Source organism: Avibacterium sp. 21-599 (assembly GCF_026226765.1).
In the GTDB taxonomy this organism is placed as follows: domain Bacteria; phylum Pseudomonadota; class Gammaproteobacteria; order Enterobacterales; family Pasteurellaceae; genus Avibacterium.
The window spans coordinates 425,285-443,627 of sequence record NZ_JAKKOB010000002.1; the positions used below are offsets into that span (position 1 = coordinate 425,285).

Annotated in this window: 21 protein-coding genes; 19 read left to right on the top strand and 2 right to left on the bottom strand. The window is 38.0% G+C overall.

Annotated elements, in window-relative coordinates; all coding sequences use genetic code 11:
• Window positions 1-43: 43 nt before the first annotated feature.
• From alsR to rpiB, 7 genes are all read left to right on the top strand, one after another.
• Window positions 44-895 (top strand): transcriptional repressor AlsR, encoded by an 852-nt coding sequence (alsR, locus tag L5B83_RS11910; RefSeq protein WP_265778668.1) that lies wholly within the window; start codon window positions 44-46, stop codon window positions 893-895.
• 7 nt (window positions 896-902) lie between these two features.
• A complete protein-coding gene (gene alsB, locus L5B83_RS11915) occupies window positions 903-1,844 on the top strand; it encodes a D-allose transporter substrate-binding protein (protein ID WP_265778669.1) in 942 nt (313 codons plus the stop codon).
• A 97-nt stretch (window positions 1,845-1,941) separates the two neighbouring features.
• Window positions 1,942-3,480, top strand: a complete 1,539-nt coding sequence (gene alsA / locus L5B83_RS11920) for a D-allose ABC transporter ATP-binding protein AlsA (protein WP_265778670.1) — start codon at window positions 1,942-1,944, stop codon at window positions 3,478-3,480.
• Complete coding sequence (gene alsC / locus L5B83_RS11925) at window positions 3,477-4,418, top strand: D-allose ABC transporter permease (protein ID WP_265778671.1); 942 nt, start codon at window positions 3,477-3,479, stop codon at window positions 4,416-4,418. Before alsA ends, alsC begins: the two co-directional genes overlap by 4 nt.
• Before the next feature lie 15 nt (window positions 4,419-4,433).
• A complete protein-coding gene (gene alsE / locus L5B83_RS11930; protein ID WP_268739434.1) occupies window positions 4,434-5,123 on the top strand; it encodes a D-allulose 6-phosphate 3-epimerase in 690 nt (229 codons plus the stop codon).
• 8 nt (window positions 5,124-5,131) lie between these two features.
• Window positions 5,132-6,031: an allose kinase gene (gene alsK, locus L5B83_RS11935; RefSeq protein ID WP_265778672.1), complete on the top strand. Its 900-nt coding sequence runs from the start codon at window positions 5,132-5,134 to the stop codon at window positions 6,029-6,031.
• A complete protein-coding gene (gene rpiB, locus L5B83_RS11940) occupies window positions 6,028-6,465 on the top strand; it encodes a ribose 5-phosphate isomerase B (protein ID WP_265778673.1) in 438 nt (145 codons plus the stop codon). The genes alsK and rpiB overlap by 4 nt, the downstream gene beginning before the upstream one ends.
• Window positions 6,466-6,550: 85 nt before the next feature.
• On the opposite strand, the gene yjgA is transcribed toward rpiB, so the two are convergent.
• Window positions 6,551-7,084: a ribosome biogenesis factor YjgA gene (gene yjgA / locus L5B83_RS11945; protein ID WP_250364125.1), complete on the bottom strand. Its 534-nt coding sequence runs from the start codon at window positions 7,082-7,084 to the stop codon at window positions 6,551-6,553.
• 119 nt (window positions 7,085-7,203) lie between these two features.
• Between yjgA and pmbA the strand changes: the two genes are divergently transcribed.
• Both pmbA and hpt read left to right on the top strand, forming a co-directional pair.
• The gene (gene pmbA / locus L5B83_RS11950; protein WP_265778674.1) at window positions 7,204-8,553 is read left to right on the top strand and encodes a metalloprotease PmbA; all 1,350 of its coding nucleotides are present in this window, start codon (window positions 7,204-7,206) and stop codon (window positions 8,551-8,553) included.
• A 243-nt stretch (window positions 8,554-8,796) separates the two neighbouring features.
• Window positions 8,797-9,339, top strand: a complete 543-nt coding sequence (gene hpt, locus L5B83_RS11955; RefSeq protein ID WP_250364127.1) for a hypoxanthine phosphoribosyltransferase — start codon at window positions 8,797-8,799, stop codon at window positions 9,337-9,339.
• 63 nt (window positions 9,340-9,402) lie between these two features.
• Here hpt and L5B83_RS11960 read toward each other — a convergent pair whose 3' ends face one another.
• Window positions 9,403-9,708, bottom strand: coding sequence for a DUF5339 domain-containing protein (locus L5B83_RS11960; RefSeq protein WP_265778708.1), 306 nt, complete (start codon window positions 9,706-9,708; stop codon window positions 9,403-9,405).
• Window positions 9,709-10,135: 427 nt separating this feature from the next.
• Here L5B83_RS11960 and L5B83_RS11965 point away from each other — a divergent pair, with 427 nt between their 5' ends.
• The 10 genes from L5B83_RS11965 (at window position 10,136) to pal (ending at window position 18,082) form a co-directional block, all read left to right on the top strand.
• The gene (locus tag L5B83_RS11965) at window positions 10,136-11,701 is read left to right on the top strand and encodes a cytochrome ubiquinol oxidase subunit I (RefSeq protein WP_250364128.1); all 1,566 of its coding nucleotides are present in this window, start codon (window positions 10,136-10,138) and stop codon (window positions 11,699-11,701) included.
• A 14-nt stretch (window positions 11,702-11,715) separates the two neighbouring features.
• The gene (gene cydB, locus L5B83_RS11970) at window positions 11,716-12,852 is read left to right on the top strand and encodes a cytochrome d ubiquinol oxidase subunit II (protein WP_250364129.1); all 1,137 of its coding nucleotides are present in this window, start codon (window positions 11,716-11,718) and stop codon (window positions 12,850-12,852) included.
• 11 nt (window positions 12,853-12,863) lie between these two features.
• Window positions 12,864-12,962, top strand: coding sequence for a cytochrome bd oxidase small subunit, CydX/CbdX family (locus L5B83_RS11975; protein WP_103853713.1), 99 nt, complete (start codon window positions 12,864-12,866; stop codon window positions 12,960-12,962).
• Between the two features lie 4 nt (window positions 12,963-12,966).
• Window positions 12,967-13,269, top strand: coding sequence for a cyd operon protein YbgE (gene ybgE / locus L5B83_RS11980; protein WP_250364130.1), 303 nt, complete (start codon window positions 12,967-12,969; stop codon window positions 13,267-13,269).
• A gap of 170 nt (window positions 13,270-13,439) precedes the next feature.
• Window positions 13,440-13,838 carry a tol-pal system-associated acyl-CoA thioesterase gene (gene ybgC / locus L5B83_RS11985; RefSeq protein ID WP_250350889.1) on the top strand — a complete coding sequence of 133 codons (399 nt, stop codon included), beginning with the start codon at window positions 13,440-13,442 and terminating at the stop codon, window positions 13,836-13,838.
• A 44-nt stretch (window positions 13,839-13,882) separates the two neighbouring features.
• Window positions 13,883-14,566 (top strand): protein TolQ, encoded by a 684-nt coding sequence (gene tolQ / locus L5B83_RS11990; protein ID WP_250350888.1) that lies wholly within the window; start codon window positions 13,883-13,885, stop codon window positions 14,564-14,566.
• A 49-nt stretch (window positions 14,567-14,615) separates the two neighbouring features.
• The gene (gene tolR / locus L5B83_RS11995; RefSeq protein WP_250351601.1) at window positions 14,616-15,038 is read left to right on the top strand and encodes a colicin uptake protein TolR; all 423 of its coding nucleotides are present in this window, start codon (window positions 14,616-14,618) and stop codon (window positions 15,036-15,038) included.
• Window positions 15,039-15,054: 16 nt separating this feature from the next.
• Window positions 15,055-16,263: a cell envelope integrity protein TolA gene (tolA, locus tag L5B83_RS12000; protein ID WP_265778675.1), complete on the top strand. Its 1,209-nt coding sequence runs from the start codon at window positions 15,055-15,057 to the stop codon at window positions 16,261-16,263.
• Between the two features lie 39 nt (window positions 16,264-16,302).
• Complete coding sequence (tolB, locus tag L5B83_RS12005; protein WP_250350886.1) at window positions 16,303-17,610, top strand: Tol-Pal system beta propeller repeat protein TolB; 1,308 nt, start codon at window positions 16,303-16,305, stop codon at window positions 17,608-17,610.
• 10 nt (window positions 17,611-17,620) lie between these two features.
• The gene (gene pal, locus L5B83_RS12010; RefSeq protein WP_265778676.1) at window positions 17,621-18,082 is read left to right on the top strand and encodes a peptidoglycan-associated lipoprotein Pal; all 462 of its coding nucleotides are present in this window, start codon (window positions 17,621-17,623) and stop codon (window positions 18,080-18,082) included.
• The last annotated feature ends 261 nt before the right edge of the window (window positions 18,083-18,343 follow it).

Genomic DNA, 18,343 nt, shown 5'->3' on the forward strand with positions numbered 1-18,343 from the left:
TAAATAATATAAATTTTATTCTATTTGAAAATTAGTAAAGTTTATGTATATAGAAAACACTATTATTCCTCATATTCGAATGAAGCAAGAACAAATGACTGCAACTGAAAAGCGTATCATTGAGTATTTGCTAAATTCTGGCAATTTAGATTTTAAAACTTCCCTAAAAGATATCGCAACTGAGCTTAATGTTTCAGAGGCACTAATAGTCAAAGTTGCAAAACTTCTCGGTTTCAAGGGATTTAGAGAATTAAGAGCAATATTAAGTGAGCAATTGCAACAACAAGATATAGAACATTTTGAACTTTCTCAGAAAGATACAACGCAAGATTTAATAGACAAAGTTTTTAGTCTTTCTTACCAAACTATTTCTGAAGGAAAAGCAATTGTTTCACCAGAAATAATGAAGCAGGCAGCAAGATGCTTTTTTAATGCAAGACAGCGTGATCTTTATGCGGCGGGTGGTTCAAATACAATCTGTGATGATATTTTTCACAAATTTTTGCGTATTGGTATTCGTTGTAATAGCTATCGTGATATTCATTTGATGATGATGTCAGCGTCGTTGCTGAATGAACAAGACGTCGTACTCGTCGTTTCTCATTCAGGGAAAACCAGTGATTTATTACGAGCAACAAAAATAGCAAAAGAAAATGGGGCCAAAATTATTTGTATTACTCACAGTAATATTTCCCCCATTGCAGAATTAGCGGACTTTGTTATTTGTACGCCAGCTCCAGACAGTCCGTTATTAGGTAAAAACGCATCTGCTCGGATTCTTCAATTAATCCTTGTTGATGCATTTTTCGTTTCTGTTGCTAAGCAAGATATTGTTTTTTCTGAACAAAATTTGGAAAAAACGTCATTAGTAACGGAATATTTTCGTAAAAAGTAAGGAGTAAATGATGAAAAAATCAATGAAAAAACTGATGGCTTGCTTTACCGCATTAGGATTATGCTATTCGGTAAATAGCGCGGCTGCAGATTATGCCGTGATTTTGAAAACTTTATCCAATCCGTTTTGGGTAGGAATGAAACAAGGTATTGAAGAACAAGCAAAAGCAATGGATGTGGAAGTCGATGTTTTTGCTTCACCTTCAGAAGGAGATTACCAATCACAACTTAGATTATTTGAAGATCTTATCAACAAAAATTATAAAGGAATTGCGTTTGCACCGCTTTCTCCAGCTAACCTTGTCATTCCTAGTGCAAGAGCCTATCAGAAAGGTATCTATCTCGTCAATTTAGATGAGAAAATTGATCTAGAAAATCTACATAAAGCTAAAGGCAATATTGAGGCTTTTATTACTACTGACAATGTCGCAGTAGGGGCTAAAGCTGCACAATTTATTGTCGATCAACTTGGTTCAAAAGGCGGTGAAGTTGCAATTATTGAGGGCAAAGCAGGCAATGCGTCTGGTGAAGCTCGTCGTCGTGGTGCAAAAGGCATATTTGAAAAATATCCACAAATTAAATTAGTTGCGAGCCAACCCGCTGATTGGGATCGTATTAAAGCCCTAGATGTTGCAACAAACGTGCTTTCTCGTAATCCAAATATTAAAGCTTTCTATGCCGCAAATGACACAATGGCTATGGGAGCTGCTCAAGCTGTAGCTAATGTAGGCAAGTTGAATCATATCCTTGTCGTAGGAACAGATGGTGTACCAGAAGCGAGAAAAATGGTAGCAGAAGGAAAACTCACCGCGACAGTGGCACAAGATCCAGCAAAAATTGGTGCAAGAGGATTAACTTTACTGGTTGAATCAGTGAAATCAGGTAAGAAAATTACGCTTGAACAAGAACCAATTTTTGAAACTGTCGATTCTATTTTAATCACAAAGTAAATAGATAATTTATTTACAGGTTTATTTCTATTATCTATCAGTAGGCAGATTACTGATACGGTGGTGATCTGCCTAAAATTAGTGATTAGGAGGAGCTATGCGAGAACCTTTAGTAAGAATGCGAGGTATAGCGAAACATTTCGGTGCAGTTAAAGCGTTACAGAATGTCGATATGGATATTTATACGCATGAAATTCACGCATTGTTAGGTGAAAATGGTGCGGGAAAATCTACTTTAATGAAAGCCTTATCTGGGCTACATAAACCAAGTGCGGGAAAAATTTTCATTGAAAATCAATCTTATCCTTATCTCGATCATAAAACTGCCGCCAAATTAGGAATTGGAATTATTTATCAAGAACTTAGTTTGATTGATGAACTCTCTGTATTAGAAAATCTCTATATTGGGCGTTTGCTTTATAAAACAATTTGCGGTATCCGTGTTGTCGATTGGAAAAAAATGCGTAAGCAAGCGGCTATCACGTTACTACGTTTGGGCATTAAAGTGGATCTTGATGAGAAAGTTGCAAACCTATCTATTTCTTATAAGCAAATGGTAGAAATCGCAAAAGTATTAATTTCAGATGTCAGTATCATCATTATGGATGAACCCACATCTTCACTGACCAATAATGAGATTGAATTCTTATTTGTTGTAATGCGTCAGCTTAAAGCAGATGGTAAAGCGATTATCTATATTTCACACAAACTTAATGAAATTCGTCAAATCTGTGATCGTTATACCGTGTTAAAAGATGGCAGCAGTATGGCTTCCGGAATGATAAAAGATGTTACTAATGACGATATCATCCACTTGATGGTAGGACGAGAATTACCATCTCGTTTTATTCCTTCTTATCAATCTTCTTCAGAAGAAATTATCTTTTCAGTCAAAAACTTAACCGGTAGGAATAAAAAGCAGGTAAACAATATTTCTTTCGATTTAAAACGTGGTGAGATTTTAGGATTTGCGGGGTTAGTTGGTTCTGGTCGTACAGAATTAATGAACTGTATTTTTGGTGTAGATAAGAAATTAAGTGGGAAGATTTATCTTAATCAAAAAGAGATCACGCCAAATAATCCATTCCAAGCGGTTAAAAGAGGAATGGCATACATTACAGAAAATCGACGTGGGAATGGTTTCTTTGCTAATTTTTCTATCCAGCAAAATATTGCAGTCAGCCAAAGTTTAAAAGTAGGTAAGTTTAAAGGAGCAATGGGCTTTATTCAGCCAAGCATAGAACAAAATCTTGCTCAAATTCAACAACAGAATTTACGCATTAAATGTGCATCCGTGAAACAAAATATTACGGAGCTTTCTGGGGGAAACCAGCAAAAAGTTATCATTGGGAAATGGATTGCTTGCCAACCTGAAGTATTAATTTTTGATGAACCAACTAGAGGCATTGATGTAGGAGCAAAAGCAGAGATTTACAAAATTATGCGTGAATTAGCTGCGGCAGGAAAAGCAATTTTGATGGTATCTTCCGAATTGCCTGAAATTATGGCGGTTTGTAATCGTATTGCTGTATATCGAGAAGGAGAAATATCGACTATCTTTGAGAATGATATCTCACTCACAGAAGAAAAAATTATGAGTTATGCCTTACCAATAAATGTAGGAGAGACAGTATGAAACAATTTAATTTTCCACAATTTTGGGATAAATACGGCACATTTTTTATCCTAAGTATTATTGTGATTATTTTTGGTTTTCTTTCCCCACAATATTTCTTAACAGCCAATAATATTCAACAAATTTTTGTACAAAGTTCCGTAACCGTTTTAATCGGTGTTGGAGAATTTTTTGCTATTTTGATTGCAGGTATTGATCTTTCGGTAGGGGCTATTCTTGCTCTTTCTGGAATGATTACAGCAAAATTAATGCTAGCAGGTATTGATCCTCTATTTGCCGCATTTATCGGAAGTGTTATCGTAGGAGGAAGTTTAGGCGCAATTAATGGGCTACTCGTCAATTATACCGGATTACATCCATTCATTATTACTTTAGGTACTAATGCGATTTTTAGAGGGATTACATTAGTTATCTCTGATGCTAATTCTGTTTATGGATTTTCTTTTGAATTCGTTAATTTCTTTGCCCAAGATTTATTGGGAATTCCTATTCCAGTAATTTGTGCCTTGATTGTTGCAGGATTATTGTGGGTTTTAACTACAAAAATGCGATTAGGGCGGAATATTTATGCTTTAGGAGGAAACCGAGAATCTGCTTACTATTCGGGAATTGATGTGAAATTTCATACGCTAATCGTTTTTATAATTTCAGGTATCTGTGCTGGATTTGCTGGTGTCGTGTCCACTGCTCGTTTAGGTGCTGCAGAACCCTTAGCTGGAATTGGCTTTGAAACTTATGCAATTGCCAGTGCAATTATTGGAGGTACCAGTTTCTTTGGTGGGAAAGGACGTATTTTCTCCGTCGTTATTGGTGGTTTAATCATAGGCGTAATTAATAACGGATTAAATATACTTCAAGTACAAACCTATTACCAATTGATCGTTATGGGCGGACTAATTATTGCAGCCGTAGCGCTTGATCGTCTAATTAGTCGATAACAAAAGGAGGATACAATGAAAAAAGTGTATATTTCACCATCATTAATGTGTATGGATTTACTTAAATTTAAAGAACAAATTGAATTTCTTGATAAAGCTGCAGATTATTTTCATATTGATATTATGGACGGACACTATGTACCTAATTTAACCTTATCGCCCTTTTTTGTTCAGCAAGTAAATCGAATTTCAACTAAACCACTTGATTGTCATTTAATGGTAACTCAACCAGAAAATTATATTGATGAATTGGCTAAGTCTGGCTGCAATATGATTACGTTACATGTTGAAACTATTTCAGGGCAAGCGTTTCGTTTATTTGAAAAAATAGCGCGTTTAGGGATGAAAATTGGTTTGATCTTTAATCCTGAAACGCCTATTGAAGCAGCAAAATATTATTTACATAAAGTAGATAAAGTTACTGTACTGACCGTTGATCCCGGTTTCGCTGGACAATGCTTTATTCCAGAAATGCTACAAAAAATTGAAGAATTAAAACGATATCGTCAGCAGCACCACCTAAATTATTTAATCGAAATTGATGGTTCTTGTAATCCAAAAACCTTTAATAGATTAATTAAGGCGGGAGCTGACGTATTAATTGTTGGTTCTTCAGGATTATTCAATAACGATCCTGATATCAGCAAAGCATGGCAAATAATGCAAGATTCTATAAGTGCGGTTGAATTTTCACCTAATTTTTAGGAGGAATTATGGGAAAACCATCGATTGTTATCGGCATTGATATGGGGGCAACACATATCCGGATCTGCTTGATGACCTTGGCAAAAAAAATTATTTTGACAGAAAAACGTCGTACTAAAGATATTATTAAGCACGATCTTACTCAAGGAATAAGACAATTTATTAATCAACACTGTGAAAAGTATCACATAAAACATATCGTGATTGGGCTGCCTGCTGCAGTTTCTAAAGATCGAACACAAGTACTTTCTGTACCCAATATCGATGTAAATCCTTTGCAATTTAAACAGCTAATCCCAGTGATTTCACAATATTTTAATTGCCCAGTTCAACTTGAACGAGATGTAAATTTACAGTTACTCTATGATATCCATCATTTTAAATTACAAAATAAAGCTGTACTGGGCATTTATCTTGGTACAGGTCTTGGTTTCTCAATTTATCAACAAGATAAGCTATTTATTGGACAACATGGTGTTGCAGGCGAATTAGGGCATATTCCTTATGGCAATAGTAATAAACAATGTCAATGCGGTAATTATGGCTGCTTAGAAACAATTTGCTCTGGTAGAACTCTAAAAGAATGGTATGACAGCAGTCCAAAATCGTTTCCATTTAGCCAAATATTCACGCAAGCAAAGGAGGATGAATTTATAAAATCTTTTTTACATCATTTAGCAAAAGCAATCGCAATGGCTGCCAATCTATTTGATCCAGATTGTATCATTTTAGGCGGTGGTGTAATGGATATGTCAGATTTTCCTTATCAAGTTTTGCAAAAAGATAGTTTAATGATGATTAGAAAGCCACTTCCTTATGACAAAATCCATTTTTACCCAGCACAATCATCGGATTTTAATGGCGCAATTGGCGCAGCATTACAAGCAATTTATGGAGAAGCCTTATGAAAACAATCGCAATTGGTTCGGATCATATCGGACTAGCACATAAAACTTTTTTAATAGAAAAGCTTCGCTCTCAAGGATATAGCTTATTAGATATGGGAACCTATGATGAACAACGCACAGATTATCCTTTATATGCACAAAAGGTCGCACAAGTTGTGCAAATGCGACAAGCTGATTGTGGAATATTAATCTGTGGTACTGGTATCGGCATTTCTATTGCGGCAAATAAATTTTCACATATTCGTTGTGCTTTATGTGCCGATGAATATAGCACGCTGATGTCGCGAGAACACAATGATAGTAATATCATCGCCTTTGGTGCAAAAGTAGTTTCTATGGAGAAAGCATTAGCTCTTACTACACTTTGGCTAAATACAGCTTATGAGGGGGGACGACATCAGAAACGGTTGGAGATGATGGAACTGTTTCAATAGAATGAAGTGTATGTTCAAGGGAACTGAGATAACCTTATATAAAAAATGGCACATTAACGTGCCATTTTTATTGAGATATTCGAAATTATTCTTCAATCGCTAATGCTTTCAAGTATTGAAAGAGTTCACGATAGGCTTTTGGTGGTTTGTTTTGTGCTTTTTCTTTTTGGGCGGCACGGATTAAGTTACGCAAATGCTGGCGATCCGCATTAGGATAATCATTCAGGACGTCGCCTAATACTTCATCCCCTTTGATGATAAGTTCATCACGCAATAATTCTAATTTGTGTAGTAAGGCTTGTTGATGGTTGTGCTTATTTTCTATTTTATCCAACGCTTCTTGAATAGCCGTGGTATCAATCTGGCGTAGCAGTTTGCCAATATATTGTAATTGGCGACGCTTGGCTTCTTTTTGTAAACGTTGGGCAAGTTCAATCGCATCAAGAATATTTTCTTCCAGCGGTATTTTTTCCAAGTTTGTTTTAGTCAGATTAACTAATTTTTCACCAAGCTGTTTTAACGCTTCTGCATCGCGTTTTATTTCACTTTTACTTACCCAAATAATCTCTTCTTGTTCGTCATCTTCCCAATCAAATTGTTCTTTCTTACGTTTTGCCATAAGGGTTTCCTAAATCGAAATGCATTAAATAGACGCTAGTGTAGCATAATTTCATCTAAATTAGCGAGATAAGGGAAATTGGGATAAAATACGGCAAATTTTGATAAGAGGTTAAAAAAATGCAACAAAATTCCACCGCACTTTTAAAACAGCAAGAGCAAGAATTACGTGAGGCTGTAAGTTATGCCATTGATATTGCAACAAAAGCTGGGGCTAGTGCTGAAGTCGCTGTGACCAAAGTAAATGGGCTTTCTGTTTCCACGCGTTTGCAAGAAATTGAAAATGTGGAATTTAATAATGATGGCGCATTGGGCATTTCGGTTTATTTAGGACAACAAAAAGGCAACGCTTCCACTTCGGATTTAAGCCCTGTGGCAATAAAAAATGCCGTGGAGGCAGCACTTGCCATTGCGAAATATACCTCACCTGATGATTGTGCCGGTTTGGCTGATCGCGATTTAATGGCGTTTGAGGCACCAGATTTATCTCTTTATCATCCTGCTGAAATTGATGTGGATCAGGCGGCTGCGTTAGCGTTACAGGTGGAAAAAACGGCGTTAGATTATGATGAACGAATTGTAAATAGTGAAGGAGCCGCTTTTAATTCTCATACAGGTGTGCGAGTTTATGGTAATAGTTATGGAATGTTACAAAGCTATTTGTCTAGCCGTTATTCCCTTTCTTGTTCAATGATCGCCGCTGACAATGATCAGCTTGAGCGTGATTACGAATATACGGTTTCACGTTACTCCGATAAATTAGAAAATCCCGCTTGGGTGGGTGAAAATGCGGCGAAAAAAGCCTTATCACGCCTCAATCCACAAAAAATTGCGACCCAAGAAGTGCCAGTGATCTTTCTAAATGATGTCGCCACAGGGCTGATTAGCCATTTAACGGCGGCGATTAGTGGTGGCAGTTTATATCGCAAAGCGAGCTTTTTGTTAGATGCTTTAGGAAAACCTATTTTGCCAGATTGGTTTCACATTAGTGAGCGCCCACATTTAATCGGCAAATTGGCCTCCTCTCCTTTTGATAGTGAAGGGGTGAGAACCCGAGATAGGGAAATCATTGAGCAAGGTATTTTGCAAACCTATTTATTAACCAGTTACAGTGGACGAAAACTTGGTATGCAAAGTACAGGACACGCTGGCGGTATTCATAATTGGCAAGTAACACCGAATTTGCAAGGGGGTTTACCTGCCCTCTTGAAAGAAATGGGAACAGGCTTACTTGTTACGGATTTAATGGGGCAAGGGGTAAATTTAGTCACGGGTGATTACTCTCGTGGCGCATCAGGTTTTTGGGTTGAAAAGGGAGAAATTCAGTATCCTGTGGCAGAAATTACTATTGCTGGCTTGCTCCCTGAAATGTTTAAGCAAATTATCGCAGTGGCAGATGATGTGGAACACCGCTCTAATATTCAAACAGGGTCGATTTTGTTAGAAAGAATGAAAGTATCAGGAAATTAATTTACAAATGAGAATTATTCTTATTGACATTGTTTTTTAGTTTGTTAAAATGCCCCTGTTTGTTAAGTATTGTTATTAAAAATGATCATTCATTTTTAAGATGCTCCAAACAAGTAGAGTAGAAAGTAAATTCGTTAGGGTATTTAAAAGGCTGAGACTTATATCTCGGCCTTTTTTTTGCTACAATTTCGCCGTTTTTAACTCGATCATTTGTGCCATTGGGTGCTTAAAGGTAAATTAATAATGAAAAAACACTATGTAGATGTGATGATTTCGGAACAAGATGTACGTACTAGAATTGGTGAATTGGGGCGCGAGATTACTCAATATTACCATCAGCAACAAGTGGAAAAGTTGATTGTGGTTGGTTTGCTACGTGGCTCATTTATGTTTATGGCTGATTTGGTACGTGAAATTGATTTACCTGTGGAAGTAGAATTTATGACCACGACAAGCTATGGTAGTGGAATGACAACCAATCACGATGTGAAAATTAGCAAGGATCTTGATGGCGATATTCGTAACGAACAGGTTCTCATTGTAGAAGATATTATTGATACCGGTTACACCCTGCAAAAAGTGCGTGAAATGCTAAAACTGCGTGATCCTGCATCACTGCGTATCTGTACACTATTGGATAAACCTTCACGCCGTGAAGTGGAAGTACCAGTAGATTGGGTGGGATTTACTATTCCTGATGAGTTTGTTGTGGGCTATGGCATTGATTATGCACAACGTTATCGGAATTTGGGCTATATTGGAAAAGTGGTTTTGCAGGAAGAATAAACGGCTATCTGAGATAAAATAAAAGGCTTGTTTTGTAACAAGCCTTTTTAATTATTAATGTTATTAAAGTGTATTTTGTTGTTTAGAGGCAAGTCTCGCTAGTGCCGCATCACAACTTTTCATTTGGGTTGCAAGTTCCATTTCAAGGATCTGCTTTTTACTTTGATTTAGTTTACTCTTAATTTTATTCAACTGAGGGTGTGTACCCGGTTGTTTTTCCGCTTCAGCAATGAGGTTTTCTGTTTCTTTGAAGAGTTTAGCGCATTGCTGAGGGAGGATATTTTTTTCTGTTTGTTGTGGCGCTGCTGAAATTGAAACGCTCATCAATGCGGTTACAGCCAGTGTTGCTACCAACATCATTCCCTTCATTATTTTCATTAAAACTCCCTTATTTTCAAATCTGTAAACATATAATAAAAAATGAGCTTTGTGAAAGTTAGCAAAATCTGGGAGGAAAGTCTAGTTATTCATCGTTTTTTATTCTATTTTGCGAGGCAACGCACAATTCTTGTTGTAAAAATGTTAAGAGAAACTATAATTTGAACCCTATCAAAAAAACGCATACTTTCTATGGGTTTATTTTTGATGTAAATCTAAAAAATGTGATCGGTGTTACATTATTTGCTATTTTTTATCCACACTTTTAGTAGTAGAATACATACCGATCTTGAGTTATCTGGATAGTTACTGTTGAAGATAATTCAATTAATTGGGCTTAAGGGCAATCCTTTAAGAAATTGGGGTGGTTACAAAGTAATCATTAATGAAGAACTTGTAGCATTTACAAGGAGTTGAGATGTTAGACGTTGTTGAACTCTCTAGATTGCAGTTTGCTTTAACTGCGTTATATCACTTTTTGTTTGTGCCATTAACGTTAGGTTTATCTTTTGTTCTGGTAATAATGGAAACCTTATACGTGGCAACAGGCAAAGAAGTTTACAAAGATATGACAAAATTCTGGGGTAAGTTATTTGGTATTAACTTTGCTCTTGGGGTAACAACTGGTATTACAATGGAATTCCAGTTTGGGACTAACTGGTCATATTATTCCCACTATGTAGGCGATATTTTTGGTGCGCCATTGGCAATTGAAGCACTCTTAGCCTTCTTCTTAGAATCCACGTTTGTCGGATTATTTTTCTTTGGCTGGGATCGTTTATCAAAAGGTAAGCATTTACTTGCAACTTACTGTGTTGCCTTTGGTTCTAACCTCTCTGCAATGTGGATCTTAGTAGCAAATGGTTGGATGCAATCTCCTGTTGGTTCAGAATTTAATTTTGAAACAATGCGAATGGAAATGACCAGCTTTATGGAACTTTGGTTGAACCCTGTTGCACAAAGTAAATTCTTACATACTTTATCAGCTGGCTATGTATCTGGTGCATTCTTTGTGTTAGCTATTAGTGCCTATTACATCTTAAAAGGTCGTGATATTGGCTTTGCGAAGCGTTCTTTCTCTGTCGCATCGGTATTCGGTATGATTGCCGTTGTGTCAGTGTTAATTATGGGTGATGAATCTGGTTATGAAATTGGTCAAAAACAACCAATGAAATTAGCTGCGATGGAAGGGGAATGGCATACTGAACCGGCTCCAGCAAGTTGGAATGCAATTGTTATTCCAAATCAAGCTGAAAAACGCAATGATTTTGCCTTACAAATTCCTTATGCTGCTGGAATTATCGTAACCCGCTCTTTTGATAAAACCTTTGCAGGGATCAATGACATCGTTGAGAAAAATGAACAACGTGTACGCCAAGGTATGATCGCTTATGATTTACTTGAGAAATTAAGAGCAGAGAAAAAGGCGACAGGTCAAGTTAATGAAGAAACCAAAGCACAATTCAATGCTGTACGTAATGATTTAGGCTATGGCTTATTGTTAAAACGTTATACAGATAAAGTGGTTGATGCGACAGAAGAACAAATCAAACAAGCTGTTGCAGATACAGTGCCAAAAGTTGGGCCAACGTTCTGGTCATTCCGTGTAATGATGGCATCAGGCGGTTTAATTCTCCTTCTAATGCTTGCCGCTGTCGTACAAAACGTACGTAAAACCGTTGGCCGTAGCCCATTATTGTTAAAAGCCATATTATGGGGACTTCCATTACCGTGGTTTGCAATTGAAAGTGGGTGGTTTTTAGCGGAATACGGTCGTCAGCCTTGGGCAGTTTATGATATGTTACCAGTTGGTGTAGCGGCCTCGAATTTGACTAAAGGCGATCTTTGGTTCTCAATTGGTTTAATTTGCGCACTTTACACAATCTTCTTAGTAGTAGAAATGTATTTAATGTTTAAATATGCTCGTCTTGGTCCGAGTGCATTAAAAACAGGTCGTTACTATTTTGAACAATCATCTAAATAAGCAGGAGCCTAACTATGATTGATTACGAATTTCTACGTTTTGCTTGGTGGGTTCTCGTTGGTGTATTACTGATTGGTTTCGTAGTAACCGATGGATTTGATATGGGCGTTTTAACCCTTCTTCCTTTTGCGGGTAAAAAAGAAGTGGAAAAACGTATTATGATCAACTCAATCGCTCCCCACTGGGACGGAAACCAAGTGTGGTTATTAACGGCTGGCGGCGCAATGTTTGCGGCTTGGCCAATTGTTTATGCAACCTCATTTTCTGGTTTCTTTATTGCAATGATTTTAGTATTAGCCGCATTATTCTTCCGCCCAGTTGGATTAGAATATCGCGCGAAAATTGATAATCCTGTATGGCGTAAGGCTTGGGATTGGGGCTTATTCATTGGTGGATTTGTGCCATCCGTTGTATTTGGTGTGGCTTTTGGTAACTTGTTGCAAGGCGTACCATTCTACTTCAATGATATGCAACAAATTTTCTACACTGGATCATTCTTTGAATTATTAAACCCATTTGCATTACTTTGTGGTTTAATCAGCTTGTCAATGCTTATTACCCAAGGTGGAGCGTGGTTACAATTAAAAACCACTTCTGAATTGCGTGAGCGTGCAAGAGTGATTACCCAAGTGGGTGCAATGGTAACCTTAATTACCTTTGTGTTAGCAGGGGTATGGTTGTACTTTAAAGATGGCTATGTGGTAACCAGTGTGATTGATCACAATGCCCCATCATCGCCATTGAATAAACAGGTTGCGGTTGAGGCAAGTGCTTGGTTTAAAAATTATTTTGATGCTCCAGTATTGTTCATCTTCCCTGCTCTAGCAGTAGGTGGTGCATTATTAAATGTATTGGCATCGAAAGCAAACCGTTGTGGATTTGCCTTCTTATTCTCATCATTAACTATGGCTGGTGTGATCTTAACTTGTGGTGTAGCAATGTTCCCATTTGTAATGCCATCAAGCTCTCACCCTGATATGAGCCTATTAATGTGGGATTCCACATCAAGCGAATTAACCTTAACCTTAATGTTTGGTTTTGCATTAGTGTTTGTGGTGATCTTATTGTCTTATACCATTTGGTCATATATCAAAATGTTTGGTCGTTTGGACAGTGATTTCATCGAAGACAACAAAAACTCATTATACTAAGGAGCGAAATTATGTTTTATGTTTTATGGGTAGTGGGTGTCTTGTTTGCCATAATGCTAAGTGCAGTGATCACCATTGGCATTGAAAAAACAGGTAAGTTTGACGAGTAAGTCAATGATTAATAAAGCGTATCATTTAGTAAATAAGGGCTCTTGGCGAGCCCTTTCGTTGATCTTGGCTATCGCATTAACCCTCTGTTTTTTCTTTAATATCAATGGATTTGTCACACAATTAAGAACGACAGCACCTATTTGGGTAATGTTTATTTTGTGGGCAACGGTTATTTTATGGATTCACGGCATTGGGTTTGAAATTCGGGCGACCATTTGGAAACTTTTATTTTTTCCTTATATTGGTTATGTCGTCGGAATTGTTGCTTTAATCTACAATTTCCTTTTGCCAGCTTTCTCTCATTAATTAAAGTGCGGTGTTTTTTTGCCAAATTTTTTTATATTAACAAATAAAGTAAAAATCTTTTTAATTTGCACCGCACTTTATTTCTTGCTAATCCTGATTAAGCTCTCTACAATACGCGCAATTTTCTGTATTAAAAAAGAACGATTAAACAAACTCAGGTTTGCCCATATATGCAAAGATTTTCTTTACCCGTACGCGTTTATTATGAAGATACCGATGCTGGTGGTGTTGTTTACCACGCTCGCTATCTGCATTTTTTTGAGCGAGCCAGAACCGATTATCTACGTGCATTAGGGTTTTCTCAACAGACATTGCTTGAGGAACATAATTTAGCCTTTGTTGTCAAAACAATGCAGATTGATTATCGTCTTGCTGCAAAGCTAGATGATTTATTAACAGTGGAAACAGAAGTAAGTGCGATTAAAGGCGCAACAATTTTGTTTTTGCAGCAAATAAAACGCAATGATGTACTGATTTGCAGCGCTGAAGTCAAAGTAGCGTGTGTAGATCTCACAAAAATGAAACCCGCTGCGATTCCTCAGGAAATTAAAGCAGCATTTAAAGTGTAAATAGGTACTCGCCTATTTTTATTCTCTTTCTTGGAGCAAGATAAATGACCAGTGAATTGAACTTTTTGGAATTATTTTTAAAAGCCAGTATTGTGGTTCAAATTGTAATTGTAATATTGATTGCATTTTCTATTATGTCTTGGGCAATCATTATTCAACGTAGCCGTATATTGACAAAAGCGTTAAAAGATTCAACAACCTTTGAAGATCGCTTTTGGTCTGGTGAAGAATTAAATAAATTATATGACGGATTATCTAATCGCCGCGATGGACTAACAGGCAGCGAACAAATTTTCTATGTAGGGTTTAAAGAGTTTTCTCGCTTAAAACAAGCGAATCCAGATGCGCCAGAAGCCATTATTCAAGGTAGCACCCGTGCAATGAATTTAGCAATGAACCGTGAAATTGAAGATGTGGAAACACGTGTTCCATTTTTGGCAACCGTCGCATCAATCAGTCCATATATCGGCTTATTTGGTACGGTTTGGGGAATTATGCACGCCTTTATGGCATTAAGTGGTGCAAAACAAGCGACCTTACAAATGGTCGCACCGGGCATCGCCGAAGCCTTGATTGCAACAGCAATTGGTTTATTTGCTGCTATTCCTGCGGTGATGGCGTATAACCGTTTAAGTTTACGCGTGAATAAACTTGAGCAAAATTATGGTAACTTTATTGATGAATTTACTACCATCTTGCATCGTCAAGTTTTTGGTCGTCATCAATAGTCTGTCGCACAAAGTGCGGTAATTTTTAGTAAAGTTTTTAGAGGCAATGATGTCTTATCGTCGTAAACGTCGTGATATAAAATCTGAAATCAATATAGTGCCATTTTTAGATGTGTTATTAGTGCTGTTGCTTATTTTTATGGCAACAGCGCCGATTATTTCACAAAGTGTACAAGTGGAATTACCTGATGCGGTAGAAAGCCAATCCGTGTCTAATGAGGATAAAGTCCCCGTTATTTTAGAAGTCTCCGGTATTGGGCAATATAGCCTTTCCATTGGTGGTGAACGCAGTGAAAACCTCACGGAGGAAATGGTTACCCAAATGGCTAAACAAGAATATGATAAAGACAGCAACACAATGTTCTTGGTTGGCGGAGCGAAAGATGTGCCTTATGAAGAAGTGATTAAAGCACTCAATTTACTGCATCTAGCAGGCATAAAATCTGTTGGATTAATGACAAACCCAATTTAAGGTAAGTAGGTCTATTGTGCGTAATAATCAACGAAATAACGGAATTGGTGCATTTGCCATTTCAATTATTCTGCACATTATTCTATTTGGCTTGTTAATTCTTGGCTCTCTTTATTACAAAGTGGAAATAATGGGGGGCGGTGAAGGTGATGGCGATGTCATCAGTGCTGTTATGGTCGATACGGGATCTGCCGCACAGGAATGGGGACGTTTGCAACAACAGAAAAAAGGTCAAGTGGATAAACCCACTCAGCCACAGCAAAAAGAACCTGATCCACAAGAGCAAAAACAAGCACAACTAGAAGAACAAAAGCGTCAGCAAGAATTGGAACGCCAAAAGCAGCTTGAAAAACAGCGTGAGCAAGAGCGTCAAAGACAGCTTGAACTGAAAAAACAGCAAGAACAGCTGGCTGAACAACAAAGACAACGCGAAGAACAAGCACGTATCGCATTAGAAAAGCAGAAGCAACTAGAAGCTAAAGCGAAACAAGAAGCGGAAGCAGCGAAGCTGAAAGCCGAAGCTGAAGCAAAACGTTTAGCGGCACAAGCCAAAAAAGCGGAAGAAGAAGCAAAAGCCGCTGAGCAAGTCAAAAAAGCGAAGGAACAAGCCGAAAAAGAGGCAAAGTTAAAAGCGGAAAAAGCGGCGGCTGAGGCTAAAGCAAAAGCAGATGCAGAGCAAAAAGCGAAAGCCGAAAAGGCAAAGGCTGATGCTGCGGCTAAAGCGAAAGCAGACGCTGATGCTAAAGCAAAAGCGGAGGCTAAGGCAAAAGCAGATAAAGCTAAAGCAGAAGCAAAAGCCAAAGCGGAAGCAGATAAACGTCGCGCACAACAATCTGCACTAGATGACTTCATCAATGGCGGTGATATTGGTGGCGGCAGTGCTAAAGTTGGTGGCAATGCCAATAAAAAAGGAAGTCAAGGTAATGGAGCGGGTTTAGGTGCTGGTGATGGCGGTAAGACAGGCGATCGCTATGCAGGCGTAATTAAGAAAGAAATTCAGCGCCGTTTCTTAAAAGATCCGAGTTTCGCCGGTAAAACTTGCCGTATTAAGATCCAGTTAGAGCGTGATGGGACTATTTCAAATTATCAACGGATTTCAGGTCCTGATGATATTTGTTCTGCAGCAATGAGTGCGGTGGCGAGAACTAAAAAAGTGCCGGCTGCACCATCAGATGCAATTTATAATAAATATAGAACGCCAATCATTGATTTTGATCTAAAATGATCGGCGACTAGGTCAATAATTAAACCTAAGGTGAATTAAATGAAAATGATTATTCGTATAACACAATTATTAACGATGTTATGGATATTATTAGCAAATACAGCACTTGCTGATGATGAAGTTCGAATCGTTATTGATGAAGGAGTGGATGGGGCGCGTCCTATCGCTGTCGTACCATTCAAATGGAATGGTGCTGGTTCAATGCCAACAGATGTAGCTGAAATTATTTCAGCAGATTTACGCAATAGTGGCAAATTCAATCCAATTCCAACATCAAGAATGCCACAACAACCCACTTCCGCCTCAGAGGTTACTCCTGATGCGTGGTCATCTTTAGGCATTGATGCCATTGTTGTTGGGCAAGTTACGCCAAATGGCAATGGATATAGCATTGCTTATCAACTTGTTGATACGATTGGCGCATCAGGTAATGCCGGGGCTGTATTAGCACAAAATCAATATGCTGTTCCAGCCAGTGCAATTCGTTTAGGCGCACATACTGTAAGCGATGAAGTCTTTGAAAAACTGACGGGGATTCGTGGTGCATTTAGAACCAAAATTGCTTATGTTGTACAAAAAAATGGCGGTTCTAAACCTTATCAAGTACGTGTTGCCGATTATGATGGACATAATCAATTTATTGTTACCCAAAGCTCACAGCCATTGATGTCACCTGCTTGGTCACCCGATGGGAATAAGCTCGCTTATGTTTCTTTTGAAAACCGTAAATCTCAGCTTGTTGTGCAAGATTTACGTTCAGGCGCACGCCGTGTAGTAGCTTCATTTAAAGGACATAATGGCGCTCCTGCGTTTTCTCCTGATGGCTCAAGATTAGCCTTTGCTTCATCAAAAGATGGCGTTTTAAATATCTATGTGATGAATTTAGCCAGCGGTAGTGTTTCACAATTAACGAGTGGTTCAGGGAATAACACCGAACCTGCGTGGTCGCCTAATGGACAATCTATCATTTTTACCTCTGATAGAGCCGGTTCCCCACAAGTGTATCAAATGAGTGCAAATGGTGGTGGCGCGACCTTATTAAGCTCAGGAGGACGCACCTATAGTGGACAAATTTCTGCTGATGGCAGTACGTTAATTATGATTGCCGCAGATCATATTATGAAAAAAGATCTTGCGACAGGTGAAACCGAAATGTTAAGTTCGACTTTCTTAGATGAAAGTCCAAGCATCTCTCCAAACGGAATTATGATTATTTATAGCTCTACACAAGGGTTAGGAAAGGTGCTACAATTAGTTTCTGCTGATGGGCGTTTTAAAGCACGCCTACCGGGAAGTGATGGGCAAGTTAAATTTCCAGCTTGGTCCCCATATTTAACTAAAAACTAGGAGAAAGTTAATGAAAAACTTTGCAAAATTATTAGTTGTAGCTGGCTCAGTAGCTGTATTAGCAGCTTGTAGCTCTTCAAAAAATGAAAGTGCTGCAGAAACAACTGCCCAAACTTTTGGCGGTTACTCAGTTCAAGATTTACAACAACGTTATAACACCGTTTACTTCGCATTCGATAAATACAACATCGAAGGTGAATATCAACAAATCTTAGATGCTCACGCTGCATATTTAACAGCAACGCCAGCATCTAAAGTATTAGTTGAAGGTAATACTGACGAACGTGGTACACCAGAGTATAACATTGCATTAGGTCAACGTCGTGCTGACGCAGTAGCAAACTATTTATCTGCTAAAGGTGTTCAAGCAGGTCAAGTTTCAACTGTTTCTTACGGTGAAGAAAAACCAGCTGAGTTAGGCCACACTGAAGCAGCTTATGCGAAAAACCGTCGTTCGGTATTAGCATACTAATTTGCCTGATTAATGAAATAACAATCCGCCCGTAAAACGGGCGGTTTTTTTGACTACCCAATAAGGGACTAGGACTTCACAAGCTCCTCAAGAGGCTTGTGAGAGACTGACAACTACACAATAACACTATAATAACTAACGCCTTGCCTTAAAGCCGTCAATATATTCTTCGACTACTTTTAAGTTTAAACCGACCGTACTCATATTTTTTGTAGTTATAACTGCCTTAATATACCTATAGTAAAACCATTAATAGTCACT

What these genes read in the sequence shown, in the direction of transcription:
- rpiB (WP_265778673.1), top strand. Translation starts at nt 6,028, where the DNA reads ATGAAAACAATCGCAATTGGTTCGGATCATATCGGACTAGCACATAAA.
- L5B83_RS11965 (WP_250364128.1), top strand. Translation starts at nt 10,136, where the DNA reads ATGTTAGACGTTGTTGAACTCTCTAGATTGCAGTTTGCTTTAACTGCG.
- ybgE (WP_250364130.1), top strand. Translation starts at nt 12,967, where the DNA reads ATGATTAATAAAGCGTATCATTTAGTAAATAAGGGCTCTTGGCGAGCC.
- alsR (WP_265778668.1), top strand. Translation starts at nt 44, where the DNA reads ATGTATATAGAAAACACTATTATTCCTCATATTCGAATGAAGCAAGAA.
- L5B83_RS11975 (WP_103853713.1), top strand. Translation starts at nt 12,864, where the DNA reads ATGTTTTATGTTTTATGGGTAGTGGGTGTCTTGTTTGCCATAATGCTA.
- L5B83_RS11960 (WP_265778708.1), bottom strand. Translation starts at nt 9,708, where the DNA reads ATGAAGGGAATGATGTTGGTAGCAACACTGGCTGTAACCGCATTGATG.
- alsA (WP_265778670.1), top strand. Translation starts at nt 1,942, where the DNA reads ATGCGAGAACCTTTAGTAAGAATGCGAGGTATAGCGAAACATTTCGGT.
- pmbA (WP_265778674.1), top strand. Translation starts at nt 7,204, where the DNA reads ATGCAACAAAATTCCACCGCACTTTTAAAACAGCAAGAGCAAGAATTA.
- alsK (WP_265778672.1), top strand. Translation starts at nt 5,132, where the DNA reads ATGGGAAAACCATCGATTGTTATCGGCATTGATATGGGGGCAACACAT.
- hpt (WP_250364127.1), top strand. Translation starts at nt 8,797, where the DNA reads ATGAAAAAACACTATGTAGATGTGATGATTTCGGAACAAGATGTACGT.
- tolQ (WP_250350888.1), top strand. Translation starts at nt 13,883, where the DNA reads ATGACCAGTGAATTGAACTTTTTGGAATTATTTTTAAAAGCCAGTATT.
- tolR (WP_250351601.1), top strand. Translation starts at nt 14,616, where the DNA reads ATGTCTTATCGTCGTAAACGTCGTGATATAAAATCTGAAATCAATATA.
- ybgC (WP_250350889.1), top strand. Translation starts at nt 13,440, where the DNA reads ATGCAAAGATTTTCTTTACCCGTACGCGTTTATTATGAAGATACCGAT.
- alsE (WP_268739434.1), top strand. Translation starts at nt 4,434, where the DNA reads ATGAAAAAAGTGTATATTTCACCATCATTAATGTGTATGGATTTACTT.
- alsC (WP_265778671.1), top strand. Translation starts at nt 3,477, where the DNA reads ATGAAACAATTTAATTTTCCACAATTTTGGGATAAATACGGCACATTT.
- cydB (WP_250364129.1), top strand. Translation starts at nt 11,716, where the DNA reads ATGATTGATTACGAATTTCTACGTTTTGCTTGGTGGGTTCTCGTTGGT.
- tolB (WP_250350886.1), top strand. Translation starts at nt 16,303, where the DNA reads ATGAAAATGATTATTCGTATAACACAATTATTAACGATGTTATGGATA.
- yjgA (WP_250364125.1), bottom strand. Translation starts at nt 7,084, where the DNA reads ATGGCAAAACGTAAGAAAGAACAATTTGATTGGGAAGATGACGAACAA.
- alsB (WP_265778669.1), top strand. Translation starts at nt 903, where the DNA reads ATGATGAAAAAATCAATGAAAAAACTGATGGCTTGCTTTACCGCATTA.
- pal (WP_265778676.1), top strand. Translation starts at nt 17,621, where the DNA reads ATGAAAAACTTTGCAAAATTATTAGTTGTAGCTGGCTCAGTAGCTGTA.